Origin of the sequence: Streptomyces sp. NPDC001544, assembly GCF_042894285.1 — a bacterium.
In the GTDB taxonomy this organism is placed as follows: domain Bacteria; phylum Actinomycetota; class Actinomycetes; order Streptomycetales; family Streptomycetaceae; genus Streptomyces.
The window spans coordinates 115,981-130,202 of the sequence record NZ_JBIAVN010000003.1; the positions used below are offsets into that span (position 1 = coordinate 115,981).

16 protein-coding genes and 1 pseudogene are annotated in these 14,222 nt (G+C 72.2%); 9 read left to right on the forward strand and 8 right to left on the reverse strand.

Translation table 11 applies throughout. The annotated features are described in order from the left end of the window. The first annotated feature begins 10 nt into the window (after positions 1-10). Positions 11-514, forward strand: coding sequence for an SDR family NAD(P)-dependent oxidoreductase (locus tag ACFY0F_RS10445; protein WP_388791586.1), 504 nt, complete (start codon positions 11-13; stop codon positions 512-514). Beyond that, a complete protein-coding gene (locus ACFY0F_RS10450; RefSeq protein WP_388792393.1) occupies positions 406-723 on the forward strand; it encodes an SDR family oxidoreductase in 318 nt (105 codons plus the stop codon). Before ACFY0F_RS10445 ends, ACFY0F_RS10450 begins: the two co-directional genes overlap by 109 nt. Before the next feature lie 36 nt (positions 724-759). On the opposite strand, the gene ACFY0F_RS10455 is transcribed toward ACFY0F_RS10450, so the two are convergent. Continuing rightward, complete coding sequence (locus tag ACFY0F_RS10455; RefSeq protein WP_388791588.1) at positions 760-2,166, reverse strand: NAD(P)/FAD-dependent oxidoreductase; 1,407 nt, start codon at positions 2,164-2,166, stop codon at positions 760-762. Between the two features lie 9 nt (positions 2,167-2,175). Continuing rightward, entirely contained in the window at positions 2,176-2,829 is a 654-nt protein-coding gene (locus ACFY0F_RS10460; RefSeq protein WP_388791590.1) for a rhomboid-like protein, read from the reverse strand. Between ACFY0F_RS10460 and ACFY0F_RS10465 the strand changes: the two genes are divergently transcribed. Both ACFY0F_RS10465 and ACFY0F_RS10470 read left to right on the forward strand, forming a co-directional pair. Then, positions 2,828-3,772 carry an aminoglycoside phosphotransferase family protein gene (locus ACFY0F_RS10465; RefSeq protein ID WP_388791592.1) on the forward strand — a complete coding sequence of 315 codons (945 nt, stop codon included), beginning with the start codon at positions 2,828-2,830 and terminating at the stop codon, positions 3,770-3,772. The two genes, ACFY0F_RS10460 and ACFY0F_RS10465, sit on opposite strands and share 2 nt — an antisense overlap. A gap of 9 nt (positions 3,773-3,781) precedes the next feature. Further along, positions 3,782-4,270, forward strand: coding sequence for a GNAT family N-acetyltransferase (locus ACFY0F_RS10470; RefSeq protein WP_388791594.1), 489 nt, complete (start codon positions 3,782-3,784; stop codon positions 4,268-4,270). Here ACFY0F_RS10470 and ACFY0F_RS10475 read toward each other — a convergent pair. After that, a complete protein-coding gene (locus ACFY0F_RS10475; protein WP_388791596.1) occupies positions 4,259-5,755 on the reverse strand; it encodes an MFS transporter in 1,497 nt (498 codons plus the stop codon). The two genes, ACFY0F_RS10470 and ACFY0F_RS10475, sit on opposite strands and share 12 nt — an antisense overlap. Before the next feature lie 102 nt (positions 5,756-5,857). Between ACFY0F_RS10475 and ACFY0F_RS10480 the strand changes: the two genes are divergently transcribed. Further along, on the forward strand, positions 5,858-6,535 hold the full coding sequence (locus tag ACFY0F_RS10480; RefSeq protein ID WP_388791598.1) for a pentapeptide repeat-containing protein: 678 nt from the start codon (positions 5,858-5,860) through the stop codon (positions 6,533-6,535). Positions 6,536-6,538: 3 nt separating this feature from the next. Here the strand turns inward: ACFY0F_RS10480 and ACFY0F_RS10485 are convergent, their stop codons facing one another. After that, positions 6,539-7,039, reverse strand: a complete 501-nt coding sequence (locus ACFY0F_RS10485; RefSeq protein WP_388792395.1) for a hypothetical protein — start codon at positions 7,037-7,039, stop codon at positions 6,539-6,541. Between the two features lie 76 nt (positions 7,040-7,115). On the opposite strand from ACFY0F_RS10485, the gene ACFY0F_RS10490 reads away from it, so the two are divergent. Then, the gene (locus ACFY0F_RS10490; RefSeq protein WP_388791600.1) at positions 7,116-8,519 is read left to right on the forward strand and encodes a M1 family metallopeptidase; all 1,404 of its coding nucleotides are present in this window, start codon (positions 7,116-7,118) and stop codon (positions 8,517-8,519) included. A gap of 35 nt (positions 8,520-8,554) precedes the next feature. Here ACFY0F_RS10490 and ACFY0F_RS10495 read toward each other — a convergent pair whose 3' ends face one another. Continuing rightward, positions 8,555-9,496, reverse strand: a complete 942-nt coding sequence (locus ACFY0F_RS10495) for a GNAT family N-acetyltransferase (RefSeq protein ID WP_388791602.1) — start codon at positions 9,494-9,496, stop codon at positions 8,555-8,557. Between the two features lie 91 nt (positions 9,497-9,587). Further along, positions 9,588-10,163 carry a TerD family protein gene (locus tag ACFY0F_RS10500; protein WP_388791604.1) on the reverse strand — a complete coding sequence of 192 codons (576 nt, stop codon included), beginning with the start codon at positions 10,161-10,163 and terminating at the stop codon, positions 9,588-9,590. A 165-nt stretch (positions 10,164-10,328) separates the two neighbouring features. On the opposite strand from ACFY0F_RS10500, the gene arfB reads away from it, so the two are divergent. Beyond that, positions 10,329-10,766 (forward strand): alternative ribosome rescue aminoacyl-tRNA hydrolase ArfB, encoded by a 438-nt coding sequence (gene arfB, locus ACFY0F_RS10505; protein ID WP_132852615.1) that lies wholly within the window; start codon positions 10,329-10,331, stop codon positions 10,764-10,766. 67 nt (positions 10,767-10,833) lie between these two features. Here the strand turns inward: arfB and ACFY0F_RS10510 are convergent. Next, a pseudogene (locus ACFY0F_RS10510) lies at positions 10,834-11,013 on the reverse strand (GNAT family N-acetyltransferase); the annotation flags it as partial. Between the two features lie 329 nt (positions 11,014-11,342). On the opposite strand from ACFY0F_RS10510, the gene ACFY0F_RS10515 reads away from it, so the two are divergent. After that, a complete protein-coding gene (locus ACFY0F_RS10515; RefSeq protein WP_388791606.1) occupies positions 11,343-12,617 on the forward strand; it encodes an RNA polymerase sigma factor in 1,275 nt (424 codons plus the stop codon). Continuing rightward, positions 12,614-13,066 (forward strand): hypothetical protein, encoded by a 453-nt coding sequence (locus tag ACFY0F_RS10520; RefSeq protein ID WP_388791608.1) that lies wholly within the window; start codon positions 12,614-12,616, stop codon positions 13,064-13,066. The genes ACFY0F_RS10515 and ACFY0F_RS10520 overlap by 4 nt, the downstream gene beginning before the upstream one ends. Here the strand turns inward: ACFY0F_RS10520 and ACFY0F_RS10525 are convergent. Next, positions 13,011-14,189: a methyltransferase domain-containing protein gene (locus ACFY0F_RS10525; RefSeq protein WP_388791610.1), complete on the reverse strand. Its 1,179-nt coding sequence runs from the start codon at positions 14,187-14,189 to the stop codon at positions 13,011-13,013. The genes ACFY0F_RS10520 and ACFY0F_RS10525 overlap by 56 nt on opposite strands. Positions 14,190-14,222 lie beyond the last annotated feature (33 nt).

Consider the following 14,222-nt stretch of genomic DNA (forward strand, 5'->3'; position numbering starts at 1 on the left):
ACCTCGCATCATGACTGACGCGATCATCATCGGTGGCGGCTCCGGCATGGGCCTCGCCCTGGCCCGGACTCTGCTTGCCGAGGACATGAAGGTGACCATCGTCGGCCGATCCGCGGACCGGCTCACGACGGCCCGGGCGGAACTGGAACGCCCCGGTCACGGGAAGATCAGCACGTTCGTGGCCGACATGGGGCGGGAGGAGGACGTGGCCGAACTGTTCGCCCAGGTGGAACGCGTGGAGCACGTGGCGGTCACCGCTGCGGACGCCACCGGCGTGTACGGCCGGACCGTCGACGTCGCCACCGCGACCGCACGGGCCATCGTGGAGACCAAGCTGCTCGGTGCCTGGCTGGTCGGCAAGCACGGGCCGGACGAGTCACCGGCTCGATCACCTATACCTCGGGCATCAACGCGTACCGGCCGAACGGGTCGAACACCATCATGGCCGCGGCCAACGGCGCGCTCGCGTCGCTGGCGTACGGGCTGGCGCTCGAACTGGCCCCCGTGCGAGTGAACGTCATCTCCCCCGGCTGGGTGGACACCCCCATCTGGGACCAACTCGCCATGGACAAACAAGCAGCCTTCGCCGAGCTGGCCGCGCGGCTCCCGGCCCGCCGCGTCGGCACCCCCGACGACATCGCCCAGGCATTCGTGTCGGTGATGCACAACGGATTCATCACCGGGACCGTCCTGCACGTCGACGGAGGACACCGCATCACCTGATCCGGTACCCAGACGCCCGGCAACAGCATCGCTCGCTCAGTGCCGCCCGGCCACCCGGTCGGCCGCTCGGGCCAGGCGTGAGGACTCGGTGCCCGGTCGTAGCCGCTCCCGCTGATCCGCGGCTCGGTACGTCGCGTACATGCCGTGCACGCCGAGCCAGCGCAGTGGTTCCGGCTCCCATTTGCGGACCTTGTGGTTGACCCATGGCAGGTCGGTCAGCTGGGTGCGGCCGCCCTGGCCGGAGTCCTGTCGGACGAGGTCCCGCAGGGTTCGGGCGGCGAGGTTGGTGGTGGCGACGCCGGAGCCGACGTAGCCGCCCGCCCAGCCCATTCCGGTGGTGCGGTCGAGGGTGACCGTCGCGCACCAGTCGCGCGGTACTCCGAGCACTCCCGACCAGGCGTGTTCGACGCGGAGCCCGGCCAGGGCCGGGAAGAAGCGGACGAGGATGTCCCGCAGGGCCTCGATGGTCGTGTCCTGGGTGCGGCCGTCGTTGTCGGTGCGGGATCCGAAGCGGTAGGGCACGCCGCGTCCGCCGAGCGCGATCCGGCCGTCGGCGGTGCGCTGGGCGTACATGTAGGCGTGGGCCATGTCGCCGAGGGTCTCCCGGCCGTGCCAGCCGATCGCCGACCACTGCTCGTCGGTGAGGGGTTCGGTGGCGATCATGGAGGAGTTCATGGGCAGCCAGGTCCGCCGCTGGCCCTTGAGGGAGGCGGTGAAGCCTTCGGTGCAGCGCAGGACGTAGGGGGCGCGGACGGTTCCGTAGGGGGTGACGGCGTGCCGGGGCCGGATCTCGGTCACCGGGGTGGACTCGTGGATGGTCACCCCGAGGGCTTCCACGGCGGCCGCGAGCCCCTTCACCAGTTTCACCGGGTGCAGCCGTGCCCCGTGGGGTGTCCAGGTCGAGCCGACCGCGTCGGCGACGCGGATCCGCTCGGCGGTCTCCCGGGCGCCGTACAGTTCGCGGTCCTTCTCCCCGTACGACAGTTCGTGCTGGTGGAAGGCCTTCAACCGGGCGAGCTGGGCGGGTGTGGTCGCCACTTCGAGGACTCCGCCCTTGTGGACGTCCGCGTCGATGCCTTCGGCCTCGGTGACGGCGATGACTTCGTCGACGGTGTCGTTCATCGCCTGTTGCAGGCGGATCGCCGCGTCGCGGCCGTGCAGCCTCGCGTACCGGTCGCGGCCGGCGATCCCGTTGTACAGCCAGCCGCCGTTGCGCCCGGAGGCGCCGTATCCGCAGAACTTCTGTTCCAGGACGGTGATGCGCAGGAACGGCGCCGCCTTCTTCAGGTAGTAGGCGGTCCACAGCCCCGTGTATCCGCCGCCGACGATCACGACGTCCGCGGAGGTGTCGCCGGGCAGTGGCTCCCGTGCCGCCGGGAGGCCGTCGTCGGTGTACCAGAAGGAGATGCCGCCGTTGACGACTGCGCTGGCCGAGCTGCTCATGTGCGGACGTTAACTCCTGAGAGTTGCCAGTGTCTCCTTCGGATTCCATGTTTTTCCGCGGCCTCTGGCCAGTGGATAGCAGGCCAGCCCGATCAGCACGGAGACGAAGTGCCCGAAGTCCGTGAAGGTGGGCCCGGTGGCCAGCGGCACGGTGAAGAGGACGAGCACGGCCGCCAGGTACCCGTACCGCCAGGGCCTCGCGATCCGGTACGTCAGGACGGCCATCACCCCGGCCAGGGCGTAACTCCCGCCGACGTCGAGGGTGTTGACGGCCGACTGGGGTGCCATGCCGTTCCGGATGGCCATCAGCAGCGCGCCTTCGCTGAGCAGTGTGGCGAGGACGTGCGCGGCCACGCACACCACCAGCCAGCGGGCGGTGCTCAGCCAGCGCTCGGCCTGTGCGTGGAAGACCGTGAACAGGGCCGCGTACGGCAGCCAGTAGCCGCTGTCGGTCCACATCGCGCTGGAGATCAGCACCCGCACCGGGTTCTGCGACAGCTCGTGGATGTTGGTCGAGCGCTGCCGCAGGAAGTGCTGCTCGAACTCCGGCGACATGGCGTGCAGGGCGACGGTCGTGAAGAAGAGGATCATCAGCCACGCGTAGGTGCCGGGAGCGCTGCGGATGTACGCCCACACCCTGCGGGGGTCCCGGTTGGTTCGCATGAGCCGATTCACGCAGACGAGTAACGTCCGACGGGTGATCGACATTCCGGACGGGCTGGTGGCGGCGCAGGAGAGGTACAACGGGGCGGCCGGACGGGCCTTCGTCGCCGGGCTGCCGGAGCTGGCGGCCGGTTGTCTGGATCGCTGGGGGCTGCGTCCGGACGGGCCGTCGATGCATGGCGTGAGTGCTCTGGTCCTGCCGGTCGTCGTCCGTGCCGACGGCACGCCGGCCGTGCTGAAGCTGCAGCTCGCGGATGCGGAGACGGCGGGGGAGCCGGCCGCGTTGCGGGCCTGGGGCGGTGACGGCGCCGTGCGTCTCCTCGGCCACGACCCGGTCACCGGCGCCATGCTGCTGGAGCGCCTCGACCCGGCCCGGACGCTTCGCGGCCTCGCGGACACCCGTGAGGCGGTGGGGGTCGTCGCCGGGCTGCTGGCGCATCTGACGTCGTTCCCGGCGCCGGAGGGCATGCGCCGCCTCGGTGACATCGCGCGCGGCATGCTGGAGCGGACCCCGCCGGTGCTGGCCCGTATCGCGGACCCCGCGGCCCGCCGCCTGGTCGCCGACTGCGCGGCCGAGGTGCGGGAGGTCGCCGACGAGCCCGGTGACCGTCTCCTCCACTGGGATCTGCACTACGGCAACGTCCTCGGCTCCGCCCGCGCCCCCTGGCTGGCCATCGACCCCAAACCGCTGTCCGGTGATCCCGGGTTCGAACTGTGGCCCGCCCTGGTCGACCGTTTCGACGCGGACGAGGTGCGGTGGCGTTTCGACGCGATGACGGACGTGCTGGGGCTGGACCGGGGGCGGGCGCGGGCGTGGACGTCGGGGCGGCTGCTGCAGAACTGTCTGTGGGACGTGGAGAGCGGGCGCGGGGTGGAGGAGCGGCGGCTGGAGGTGGTGCGGCGGCTGCGGGAGGGGCGGCGGCTGCGGGAGGGGCAGCGCTAGCCTCGGCCCATGATTCGTGTCGCGACACCCGCCGATGTCCCCGTCGTCCACGCCCTGGTCCGGGAGCTGGCCGAGTACGAGAAGGCGCCGCAGGAGGCGAAGGCGAGTCCTGAGCAGTTGGGGGAGGCGCTGTTCGGGGCGCGGCCGGCGGTGTTCGCGCATGTCGCCGAGGACGACGCGACCGGTGAGGTGGTCGGTTTCGCGTTGTGGTTCCTGAACTTCTCGACCTGGCGGGGTGTGCACGGGATCCATCTGGAGGACCTGTACGTCCGTCCGGAGGCCCGGGGCGGGGGTCACGGCAGGGCGTTGCTCGCCGAGCTGGCCCGGATATGCGTGGAGCGGGGCTATGAGCGGCTGGAGTGGGCGGTGCTGGACTGGAACCGGCCCGCGATCGGGTTCTACGAGTCGCTGGGGGCCCGGGCGCAGGACGAGTGGACGGTGTACCGGCTGTCGGACGGGGCGCTGGCGGCGCTGGGCGGGGCGCCGTCAGGTCACTGATTCGGGGACGGGGGCCGCCGTGGGCGCGCCGTGTCCCGGGGCCTTGGCGGTGACCATCAGGCCGGCGACGAGGCCGGCGAGGAGCATGATGCCGGCGGCCCACCAGATGGCGACCGTGTAGCCGTGGACGATTCCGGCGGGGACGACGGTGGCTTTCCGGGCGGGGCTGGTCAGGTGCGCGGTGATGTAGGCGGTGCTGCTGGTGGTGGCGACCGTGTTGAGCAGGGCCGTGCCGATGGAGCCGCCGACCTGCTGGGAGGTGTTGACGGTGGCGGAGGTGACGCCGGAGTCCTGGGGGGCGACGCCCGCGGTGGCGGTGGCGAAGACCGGCATGAAGGTCAGTCCCATGCCGAGGCCCATGAGGAGGAGGGCGGGGAGGATCTCGGTGGTGTAGTCGGAGTGGACCGTCATGCGGGTGAGGACGAGCATGCCGCCGGCGGCGAGGACCATGCCGGGGGTCATCAGGGCGCGGGGTGGGACGTGCTGCAGGAGCCGGGCGGATATCTGGGTCGCGCCGATGATGATGGCGGCGGTCAGGGGGAGGAAGCCCAGGCCTGTCCTGACCGGTGAGTAGCCGAGGATGACCTGCAGGTAGTAGGTCATGAACAGGAACAGGCCGAACATGCCGATGGTGGCGAGGCCCATGGTGAGGAAGCAGCCGGCGCGGTTGCGGTCCTTGACGATGTGCAGGGGGAGCAGGGGCATGGGGGCCCGGGTCTGCCACCACACGAAGACGGTGAGCAGGAGCAGTCCGGTGGCGAACAGGGCGAGGACGAGGGGGTCGGTCCAGCCGCGGGGTTCGGCTTCGCTGAAGCCGTGGACGACGGCGACGAGCCCGCCGCAGCCGAGCAGGGCGCCGGGTACGTCGAGGCGGGCGCCGGCGTGGCCGGGGCGGTCGTGCAGGAGGGCGAAGGCGCCGAGGACGGCGACGGCGGCGATGGGGACGTTGACGTAGAGGCACCAGCGCCAGTTGAGGTATTCGGTGAGGAGCCCGCCGACGATGAAGCCGATCGCGGAGCCGCTGCCGGCGAGGGCGCCGTAGATGCCGAAGGCTTTGCCGCGTTCCCTGGGGTCGGTGAACGTGGTGGTGAGCAGGCTGAGCGCGGAGGGGGCGAGGACGGCGGCGAAGGCGCCCTGGAGGGCACGGGCGCCGAAGAGCATGCCGGAGGTGGTGGCGGCGCCGCCCAGAGCGGAGGCGGCGGCGAAGCCGATGAGTCCGATGACGAAGGTGCGTTTGCGGCCGACGAGGTCGGCGATGCGGCCGCCGAGCAGGAGCAGGCCGCCGAAGGCCAGGGTGTAGGCGGTGATGACCCACTGGCGGTTGCCGTCGGACATGCCCAGGTCGTGCTGGGCGGAGGGGAGGGCGATGTTCACGATCGTGGCGTCCAGGACCACCATGAGCTGGGCCAGCGCGATGATCACCAGGCCCCACCAGCGGCGCGGGTCCGTGTCCGGGACGGATTGAGCCGTTCGGGTGACATTCACCCCGCTAGAAGACCACGTATCGGTATCTGTCGCATCTGTGGATGCAGCGCCCATTCGATTGTCAGCGGCTTGATTGTCAGTGGCGGGGTGCAGCATGGGGGCATGGCGAGGAAGGTGACCGGCGGGGCCGGTGGGACGAGGGCGGCGCGGCGACCGGAGCTGCGGCTGCCGCCGCTGGAACCCTGGGCCGGCGACGGGCTGGAGCCGGACGGGGACTACGACGGGGTGGAGTTCCGCGAGGCGGACTTCGCGGCGCAGGACGGGGCGGGTGCGCGCTTCATGGACTGCTCGCTCGCGGGGTGCGTCGTGGACGAGACACGTCTGCATCACGCCCGGATCCTGGACACCGTCCTGTCGGGGATACGGGGCGTGGGCACCGATCTGGCCGAGTCGACCCTGCGTGACGTCGAGGTCCACGACGCCCGCCTCGGTGGTACCCAGTTGCACGGCGCCGTGCTGGAGCGGGTGCTGATCCGCGGCGGCAAGATCGACTACCTCAACCTCCGCAGGGCCAGGCTGACCGACGTCGTCTTCGAGGGCTGCGTCCTCGTCGAACCCGACTTCGGCGGAGCCCGCCTGGACCGTGTGGAGTTCGTCGACTGCGTCCTGAAGTCCGTCGACTTCACCGAGGTGACCCTGACCCACGTGGATCTGCGCGGGGCCGCTTCGCTGGAGATCGCGCGGGGGATCGGGCGGTTGGCGGGGGCGGTGATCAGCCCGGGGCAACTGCTGGATCTGGCGCCGGTGCTGGCGGGGGAGCTGGGGATCCGGGTGGAGTAGGTCCTACGGGACCCTCGGGAAGCGGGCCTGAAGCGTCCAGATCGCCGGGTTCTCCGACAGGGCCTCGTGCAGGTCGGTCAGGTCGGCGATCAGGTCGTGCAGGAAGTCGCGGGCTTCCCGGCGGAGTTCGGCGTGCGAGAAGGAGAGGGGGGACTCCTCCGCCGGCATCCAGTCGGCGGCGATGTCCACCCAGCCGAAGCGGCGCTCGAAGAGCATGCGGTCGGTGGACTCGGTGAAGTCCAGTTCCGCCCGCTGCGGCCGGGAGGCGCGGGAGCCCGCCGGGTCCCGGTCCAGGCGCTCCGCGATGTCGCACAGGGCCCAGGCGAAGTCCAGCACCGGCACCCATCCCCAGGCTGTGGACAGTTCCCGGTCGGTCTTGGTGTCCGCGAGGTAGACGTCACCGCAGAACAGGTCGTGGCGCAGGGTGCGGACGTCCGCGTGCCGGTAGTCGGTCTGCGGCGGGTCGGGGAAGCGGGTGGAGAGGGCGTAGCCGATGTCGAGCACGTACGTGATGGTGTCACGCCGGTCCGGGGCCACCGCACGCCTCCCGGCCGGGACCGGCCCGCATAGGATCACCGACGTGCCCAGATCCGTGCGTCTTGTCCCGGTCTCCGCCGCGTTCCTCGCCCTCGCTCTCACGGCGTGCGACGCGGGAGTGCGCGGCACCCCCGGCGGTTACGGCGTACAGGACCCGTACTTCCCGAGGGCGGGCAACGGCGGCTACGACGTCACCCACTACGGCCTGACCCTCTCCTACGACCCCGGCCGCCACCACCTCACCGGGACCGCGGTGATCACGGCTCGCGCGACCAAGGACCTCTCCGCCCTCGACCTCGACCTCGAGGGCATGGACGTCGACGCCGTCACCGTCGAGGGCCGTGACGCCCACTGGAACCGGGCCGGCCAGGAGCTGACCGTCCGCCCGCACGACGACCTGGACGCGGGGGAGACGTTCGAGGCCACGGTGCGCTACTCGGGCACCCCGGAGACGATCACCGACCCCGACGGTTCCCAGGAGGGCTGGCTGCGCACCGCGGACGGCGCACTGGCGCTGGGCGAACCGACCGGCTCCATGGCCTGGTTCCCCGGCAACCACCACCCCTCCGACAAGGCCTCGTACGACATCACGGTCACCGTCCCCAAGGGGCTGCAGGCCGTCTCGAACGGTGAGCCGACGCGGCAGCACACGACCGGCGGCCGTACGACGTTCGTCTGGCACACCGCCGAGCCCATGGCGAGTTACCTGGCCACGGTCGCGATCGGCCACTACGACATCACGCGCACGACCATCGAGGACGGCCTGCCCGTGTACGTGGCCGTCGACCCCGCGCAGAGGGCGGCGAGCCGGACGGTGCTCGCGAAGATCCCCGAGGTCATGAAGTGGGAGGAGGACAACTTCGGCCCGTACCCCTTCTCCTCCACGGGTGCGATCGTCGACCGCGCCGAGGACGCGGGCTACGCCCTGGAGACCCAGACCCGCCCGGTCTTCCCGGGCGCCCCCGACACCGCGACGCTCGTCCACGAGCTCGCCCACCAGTGGTACGGCGACTCCGTCACCCCGGAGAGCTGGCGGGACATGTGGCTGAGCGAGGGCTTCGCCACGTACGCGGAGTGGCTGTGGCGGGAGGACCACGGCGGCGACTCCGCGCAGCAGACGTTCACCGCGCTCTACGACGGCACGTCCGACGAGGTCGACGACCCGGACGCCATCTGGGCCTTCCCGCCCGCCAAGCCGAGCAGTGCCGCGCACATCTCCGACCCGCCCGTCTACCAGCGCGGCGCGATGGTCCTGCACAAGATCCGCCAGAAGGTCGGCGACGACGCCTTCTACGACATCATCCAGGGCTGGGCCGCCGCCCACCGGTACGGCAACGCGAGCACCGCCGACTTCACGGCGTACGTGGAGAAGCGGGCCCCGCACCAGGACTTCGGCGCGATCTGGGCCGACTGGCTGTACGGGGACGGCAAGCCGGACCGCGCCTGAGTGTCTCGGGAGTGCCTCCTGAGCGCCTCCGGTGGTCAGCCCTGCCCGAACTCGGCCAGCAGCCGGCCCAGGTCGGGCGGCCAGACGGGCTCGTCCGGATCGGCCAGCTCCTCCCGCGTCCACCAGCGCCAGGTCAGGATGCCGTCCCTGGCGTGTTCGGCGGCCAGGTCGGGGCCGACGGGGTCCCGGCGCGGGCCCCGGGCCACGTAGATGTCGTCGTGCTGCCGGATGTGGGTGTGGAACCGGGTGAAGTCGTGCTCCCACGTGCACAGCAGCGGGCCGGGCTCCAGATCGGTCCAGCCGGTCTCCTCGCGCAGCTCCCGCAGGGCGCCCTCGCGCGAGGTCTCGCCCGGTTCGAGACCGCCGCCGGGGAGCGCCCAGTGGGCGCCCACCTCGGGGTTGTCGTAGCGGAAGAGGAACACCGAGCCCTCCGGGTCGACGACGGCGACGCGGGCCGCCGCGCGGGGGGTGCGCAGCAGCTTGCGCAGGACCGCGCAGGGGCGGCCGAGGGCGCGGTCGGGGCGGTGGTCCATGACCTCATAGCCGAGGGCGGTCCAGAAGGCGAGGCCCGCGGGGTTGTCGTCCAGGACGGCGAGCCGCACGGCGGTCCGGCCGGCCTTCCGGAAACGGCCCTCGACCAGTTGTGCGATCTGCCGTCCCCGTCCCCGGCCGTGCTCGTCCGCGTCCACCAGCAGCAGCCCGATCCACGGGTCGGGGTCGGCCGGGTCCGGATGACGGGCGAGTGTGCAGGCGACGCCCACCAGCCGTCCCTCACCGCGCGCGAGCAGCACCTCCGCGTCCGGGTGCGCCAGATCCTCCGCCAGCGCGGCCGCCACCTGCTCCGGCCGGATGTCGTCCGGGTCGGGGAAGTCTCCGCTGCGCGCGAAGAAGTCGCGGTTGGAGGCGTAGAGCGCGGTGAGTTCGGTGAGAACGGGCGCCGGGATGTCCTGGCCGGCGGGCAGGGGCTCGAGGATCACGCCGGGCAATCTATCGCCGGACACGGCGGGGCCCCGGTCGTTTCCTCGCGGTGCGAGCACGACCGGGGCCCCGTCGACGAGCGGGTGCCGCTCAGACGTTGACGCCGAAGTCCTGCGCGATGCCCACCAGGCCCGAGGCGTAGCCCTGACCGACGGCGCGGAACTTCCACTCGGCGCCGTTGCGGTAGAGCTCGCCGAAGACCATGGCGGTTTCGGTGGCGGCGTCCTCGGAGAGGTCGTAGCGGGCGATCTCGGCGCCGCCTGCCTGGTTGACGATGCGGATGTAGGCGTTGCGGACCTGGCCGAAGTTCTGGTTGCGGTTCTCGGCGTCGTAGATGGAGACCGGGAAGACGATCTTGTCGACGTCGGCCGGGAGGGCCGCCAGGTTGACGTTGATCGCCTCGTCGTCGCCCGCGCCCTCTCCGGTGCGGTTGTCGCCGGTGTGGACGATCGAGTTGTCCGGGGTGTTCTTGTTGTTGAAGAAGACGAAGTGGGCGTCCGAGTAGACCTTGCCCTGCGCGTTGACCGCGATGGCGGAGGCGTCCAGGTCGAAGTCCGTGCCGGTGGTGGTGCGGACGTCCCAGCCGAGGCCCACGGTGACGGCGGTCAGGCCCGGAGCTTCCTTGGTGAGCGAGACGTTGCCGCCCTTGGACAGGCTTACAGCCATGGTTTGGGAGTCCCTTCCCTCGTTGCGTCAGTACGGGCTTCGCACTGGGGACGAAGCTACCGTCACTCCGGACAACGCCGAGGGGGGTCCTCGTGGTTCCGGATGGCTTTACCTTTTTTACCCAAGGCGAAATCCGGGTGACGTGGACCGGACAGAGGCGGGAACATGGACGGCATGTCCGGTCCTTACGTCGTCCGTGGCTCCGTCTCACTGCCCGAGGCCGAGCTGATGTGGCGTTTCTCGCGGTCCTCGGGGCCTGGTGGGCAGCATGTCAACACCAGTGACTCCCAGGTGGAGCTGCGCTTCGACCTGGCGCGGACCGAGGCGTTTCCACAGGTGTGGAAGGAGCGGGCGCTGGCCCGGCTGAGCGGGCGGCTGGTCGACGGTGTCGTCACCGTCCGCGCCTCCGAGCACCGCTCCCAGTGGCGCAACCGGGAGACCGCCGCGGTGCGCCTCGCGGCGCTGCTCGCGGAGGCCACCGCGCCCCCGCCCAAGCCGCGCAGGCCGACCCGCATCCCGCGGGGGATCAACGAGCGCCGGCTCCGGGAGAAGAAGCAGCGCTCGGACACCAAGCGGGGCAGGTCGGGACGGGACTGGGGCTGAGCGGCCCCGCCGCCCCGCACTCCACTCCGGCCACAGGCCCGTCAGGCCCCGGCCCCGGCCCCCGGCCCAGCTCCAGCACCCCCACCGTCTGGCCCCCGCTGGTCTCCCCGGTGCGGCGGAAGCCGAGGCCGAGGTAGAAGCCCTCGGGGCCGGTCGGGCCCGGGTGCCAGGTGACGCACAGTTCCTCGCCGCCGCGGCGGCGGATCTACTCGGCGACGGAGGCGACGGCGAAGCGGCCGTAGGTCCTGTCCGGCGGATCATGCCGCAGACGCGTGGCTTGGCACGCCCTCCCCCACTCTCGGCTTCGCTCGAGCGGGCGGTGCCCCCACCGGCGTTGTCGTCGGTCGCCGACTCCCCCACGCTCGAACGAGCTCGCGCGGGGGGACCCCCATCGCGTCGACGCCCTCCTCCGCCTTGCAGCCGGACGCTCCCCCACGCTCGAATGAGCTCGCGCGGGGGCACCCCCATTCGCCCCGCTCACCAGCGCCGATGAGGCACCGCCCGTGCCCTGCGACCTGATCCGCCGGACAGGCCCTGGCTGGCGCCCGCCCGGCCTGGGGTGTTGCATGGGGGGCTGTGGAACAGCAGCCCCCCGCCGCCCCGTCCGGCGCCGCCGCACAGGCCATCGAGGCCGTCTTCCGCCTGGAGTTCCCCCGGGTCGTCGCCGGTGCCGCCCGGACCGTCCGGGACGTGGGCATCGCGGAGGAACTGGCCCAGGACGCCCTGGTCGCCGCCCTGGAACGGTGGCCGCGGGACGGCGTGCCGGACAACCCCGGCGCCTGGCTCATGGCCACCGCCCGCCACCGCGCCGTCGACCTGGTCCGCCGCCGCGAGAACTACGCCCGCAAGCTCGCCGAGATCGGCCGCGACCTGGAGACCACGGCGCCGCCGCCGGCACCGGCCGACCCCGACGACATCGACGACGACCTGCTCCGCCTCGTCTTCACCACCTGCCATCCGGTGCTGTCCGCCGAGGCCCGCACCGCACTCACGCTGCGCCTGCTGGGCGGCCTGACCACGGCCGAGATCGCCCGCGCCTTCCTCGTCCCGGAGGCGACGATCGCCCAGCGGATCGTCCGCGCCAAACGCACCCTGGCCAGGAAGAACGTCGCCTTCGAAGTGCCCTGCGGGCCCGACCGGGAGGCCCGCCTCGGCTCCGTCCTCGACGTCATCTACCTGATCCACAACGAGGGCTACGCGGCCACCGCCGGCGACGACTGGCTGCGCCCCGCCCTGTGCGAGGACGCCCTCCGCCTCGCCCGTGTGCTGTCCGCGCTGATGCCCAAGGAACCGGAGGTGCACGCCCTGACCGCGCTCCTGGAGTTCCAGACCTCCCGGGCCGCCGCCCGCACCGGCCCCGACGGCGCCCCCGTCCTCCTCAGGGACCAGAACCGCCGCCGCTGGAACCGGATGCTCATCGCCCGCGGCGTCGCGGCCCTCGGCCGGGCCGAGGCCGCTGCCACCGGGGCGCCCGGGCCGTACACCCTCCAGGCGGCGATCGCGGCCTGCCACGCACACGCGCACTCCTACGAGGAGACCGACTGGGCGACCATCGCGACCCTCTACGACCTGCTCGCCGCCCGGGCCCCGTCCCCGGTCGTGGAGCTGAACCGCGCGGTCGCCGTGTCGATGGCGCGCGGACCGGCCCCGGCCCTGGAGATCGTGGACCGGCTGGCCGCCGACCCCGCCCTGCGCGACTACCACCTGCTCCCCAGCGTCCGCGGCGACCTGCTGGCCCGCCTCGGCCGCGGGGCGGAGGCACGCGCGGAGTTCGTCCGGGCGGCGGGACTCACCCGCAACGCGCGGGAACGGGAACTGCTGGCGGCCCGGGTGGCCGAGCTCGGCCCGTGATCGACCTCCGCGACATGATCGCAACGTCGATCCTGAGCAGCGGCGTCGCCTCGAAGTTCTCCACGCTCGGCTTCACCCCGAAGCGGCTGGCCGGCACCTCCCGCAACTCGACCTCGGTCGCCGTCGCCAGTGCGCCCGACCACGTCTTCCTCGCCACCGGCACCGACTACCACTCGGCGCTCGCCGCCGCGTCGGCCGCGGGTGCGGACGGGACGAGCGGCAAGTCGGTGGTCGTACTCAACGACGGCAACATGTTGACCTCGTCCGTGAAGTCGTGCCTGAACAGCCTCGGCTCCGCCGGAACGCCACTGCGACGCTCCGCGTCGCGACCCCGGGATTTGCTTCACCCCAGGCCTGAAGGCCGCAGCACTGCGAATGAATCCCGGGAGCCGCTCAGCCGTTCGCGGGTGCCCCGAGCAGCATCGTCGGGGCACCCGCGACACGCGTGAGGAACACGGTGGCCGAGCCCGGCCCCTGCGGCTTGACCTTCCGCCGCAGCTCCTCCGGCTCCACCGCCGACCCGCGCTTCTTCACGGTCAGGATCCCGACCCCCCGCTCGCGCAGCAACGCCTTCAACTTCTTCACATTGAAGGGAAGTTGGTCGGTGATCTCGTACGCGGACGCATACGGTGTCGGCCGCAGCTCGTCCGCCGTCACATAGGCGATGGTCGGGTCGATCAGCCCGCCGCCCACCTCCTCGGCGACCTCCGCCACCAGATGCGCGCGGATGACGGCGCCGTCGGGCTCGTACAGGTACCGGCCCACGGGCCGCGCTCCGGGGTCCGGCAGCCCGCGGGAGAGCAGGGACCGCGGTCCCGGCAGCAGGGTCGCCCGTACGGCGCCCGGCGCTCCCGTGCCGAACCACAGCACCGCCTCCTTCACGTCCCCGCCGTCGGAGATCCACTCCGCCTCGGCCCGCTCGGGAACCGTCTCGTGCGGGATGCCGGGCGCGATCTTCAGGGCGGCCACCCGGGCGGCGGACGCGACGCCCACGGCCCACGACAGGGGCGGGGAGTACGCCTCCGGATCGAAGACACGGCCCCGGCCGCCGCGCCGGGCCGGGTCGACGAACACGGCGTCGTACGAGGACGTGTCCACCTCCGTCACGTCCGCCTCCCGGACCTCGATCAGCTCGGCCAGCCCCAGCGCCTCGGCGTTGGCGCGGGCCACCGCCGCGGTCACTGGATCCCGGTCCACGGCGAGCACCCGGATCCCGGCGCGGGCAAGGGCGAGCGCGTCGCCGCCGATGCCGCAGCACAGGTCGGCGACGGAGGTGACGCCCAGTTCCCGCAGCCGGCGCGCCCGGTACGCGGCCACCCTCGCCCGGGTCGACTGCTCGACCCCGCCCGGGGTGAAGAACATCCGCCGCGCGTCCTCGGCGGCGAACTTGGCGGCCGCCCGCTGCCGCAGCCGGGCCTGGCCGAGGGCGGCCGAGACCAGGTCGGCGGGGTGGTCGCGGCGCAGCCGGGTGGCGACGGCGAGTTCGTCGGCCGGGGCCGTGCCGCGTACCTCGTCGAGGAGGGCGCGGCCCTCGGGGGTGAGCAGGGAGCGGAAGGCGAGCAGGTCGTTCACCGGGTCATTGTGGGCCAGTCGGTGGATGGTGCG